The sequence below is a fragment of the Halorussus amylolyticus genome (genome assembly GCF_004143485.2).
Classification (GTDB): Archaea; Halobacteriota; Halobacteria; order Halobacteriales; family Haladaptataceae; genus Halorussus; species Halorussus amylolyticus.
The window spans coordinates 1-2,845 of sequence record NZ_RXOB02000054.1 but is presented as its reverse complement, the minus strand read 5'-3'; the positions used below and the strand labels follow the sequence as shown (position 1 = coordinate 2,845).

Below are 2,845 nucleotides of genomic sequence, written 5' to 3'. Positions count from 1 at the left end.
TAGAAGATAGACACGATATATGTGTCTCCGCCAGAAACCCACCGAGCCATTGTGCTCGGCAACCATTCCGGTTGATCCTGCCGGAGGCCATTGCTATCGGAGTTCGATTTAGCCATGCTAGTCGCACGAGTTCAGACTCGTGGCGGAAAGCTCAGTAACACGTGGCCAAACTATCCTATGGATCGAGACAACCTCGGGAAACTGAGGCTAATCTCGAATAAGGCTTCCACTCTGGAATGAAAGAAGCTGGAAACGCTCAGGCGCCATAGGGTGTGGCTGCGGCCGATTAGGTAGACGGTGGGGTAACGGCCCACCGTGCCAATAATCGGTACGGGTTGTGAGAGCAAGAGCCCGGAGACGGATTCTGAGACAAGAATCCGGGCCCTACGGGGCGCAGCAGGCGCGAAAACTTTACACTGCACGACAGTGCGATAAGGGAACTCCGAGTGCGAGGGCATATAGTCCTCGCTTTTCTGCACCGTAAGGTGGTGCACGAATAAGAGCTGGGCAAGACCGGTGCCAGCCGCCGCGGTAATACCGGCAGCTCAAGTGATGGCCGCTATTATTGGGCCTAAAGCGTCCGTAGCCGGCCAGACAGGTCCGTCGGGAAATCCACGCGCTCAACGCGTGGGCGTCCGGCGGAAACCAGCTGGCTTGGGGCCGGAAGATCTGAGGGGTACGTCCGGGGTAGGAGTGAAATCCCGTAATCCTGGACGGACCACCGGTGGCGAAAGCGCCTCAGAAAAACGGACCCGACGGTGAGGGACGAAAGCTAGGGTCACGAACCGGATTAGATACCCGGGTAGTCCTAGCTGTAAACAATGCTCGCTAGGTGTGGCACAGGCTACGAGCCTGTGCTGTGCCGTAGGGAAGCCGAGAAGCGAGCCGCCTGGGAAGTACGTCCGCAAGGATGAAACTTAAAGGAATTGGCGGGGGAGCACTACAACCGGAGGAGCCTGCGGTTTAATTGGACTCAACGCCGGACATCTCACCAGCTCCGACAGTAGGAGTGATGGTCAGTGTGATGAGCTTACCAGACCTACTGAGAGGAGGTGCATGGCCGCCGTCAGCTCGTACCGTGAGGCGTCCTGTTAAGTCAGGCAACGAGCGAGACCCGCATCCCTAATTGCCAGCAGTACCCTTGTGGTAGCTGGGTACATTAGGGAGACTGCCGCTGCCAAAGCGGAGGAAGGAACGGGCAACGGTAGGTCAGTATGCCCCGAATGAGCTGGGCTACACGCGGGCTACAATGGCCGAGACAGTGGGAAGCCACTCCGAGAGGAGGCGCTAATCTCCTAAACTCGGTCGTAGTTCGGATTGAGGGCTGAAATTCGCCCTCATGAAGCTGGATTCGGTAGTAATCGCGCTTCAGAAGAGCGCGGTGAATACGTCCCTGCTCCTTGCACACACCGCCCGTCAAAGCACCCGAGTGAGGTCCGGATGAGGCCACCACACGGTGGTCGAATCTGGGCTTCGCAAGGGGGCTTAAGTCGTAACAAGGTAGCCGTAGGGGAATCTGCGGCTGGATCACCTCCTAACGTACGGGACCACCCACACCAGGGTGGCCCACCACCGTCCGTCTCTGACGGACACCAAGAGGTTTCCTCGACGACCTCGACCACTTCGGTGGTCGGGCACCTTCGAACTGCCAGGGTTAACGAAATTCCTCCCCGTCCGGGGAGGTGGGCCCATAGCTCAGTGGTAGAGTGCCTCCTTTGCAAGGAGGATGCCCTGGGTTCGAATCCCAGTGGGTCCATATCCGGACGTGGGCGTGAACCGTGTCCCTTAAGTGGGAGACGGGGTAACGTTCAGGTCCGAAGACCGATGCACTACACCGTGAAAGCGCGTGTAGGAAGGGTTCGACGCACGCTCCCCTTACCACCGGGACGTGGCGATGACGACCGTATGTACGTGCAATCCAGGCGTCCACTGGATCCGTTTACCCGGGTCACAGTGACATTATCCACAACAACGTGGCTACTGTACCGCCTGGTGGATGGCTCGGCTCGAGTGCCGAAGACGGACGTGCCAAGCTGCGATAAGCCTATGGGAGCCGCACGGAGGCGAAGAACATAGGATTTCCTAATGGGAATCCCTCTACAATTGCTTTGCGCAATAGGGAACGTCGGGAATTGAAACATCTTAGTACCGACAGGAAAAGAAACCGAACGGGATGTCGTCAGTAACTGCGAGTGAACGCGACCCAGTCCAAACCGAAGCCCTCACGGGCAATGTGGTGTCCGGACTGACTCTCAACATCCGACCTGTCATGTGAAATCTCCTGGAACGGAGTGTGATACAGGGTGACAACCCCGTAACATGACACAGTACGATGGGCGTCAGCTCCAGAGTAACGGGGATTGGAAATTCCTCGTGAACACGGTCAGCATCGATGACCAAGACTAAACACACCTCGAGACCGATAGCGAACAAGTAGCGTGAGCGAACGCTGAAAAGCACCCCACAAAGGGAGGTGCAACAGGGCCTGAAATCAGGTGGTGATAGAACGACGAGGCATACAAGGTCCTCCGATAAACGAATCGCGTGCAAACGCGTAGTAGGACTCGGAGGAAGCCGATGTCGCGTCGTACGTTTTGAAAAACGAACCAAGGAGTGTATCTGTCCGGCGAGTCTAACCCGAGCATCGGGGAAGGCACAGGGAAACCAACATGGCCGCAGCCGTTAGGCGAGGGCCGCCGTGTTCAAGCGCGGGGAGTCGAACGGATACGACCCGAAACCAGATGATCTATGCGTGGGCAAGGCGAAGCGTGGCGAAAGCCACGTGGAGGCCTGCTAGAGTTGGTGTCCTACAATACCCTCTCGTGACCTACGTATAGGGGTGAAA

General features: G+C 57.3%; 1 tRNA gene and 2 rRNA genes. All 3 read left to right on the top strand.

What is annotated here, in order from left to right:
• Positions 1-64 precede the first annotated feature (64 nt).
• A 16S ribosomal RNA gene (locus tag EKH81_RS19205) occupies positions 65-1,536 on the top strand.
• A gap of 148 nt (positions 1,537-1,684) precedes the next feature.
• Positions 1,685-1,756, top strand: a tRNA-Ala gene (locus EKH81_RS19200).
• A 212-nt stretch (positions 1,757-1,968) separates the two neighbouring features.
• Positions 1,969-2,845: ribosomal RNA gene (locus EKH81_RS19510) — 23S ribosomal RNA — on the top strand; the annotation flags it as partial.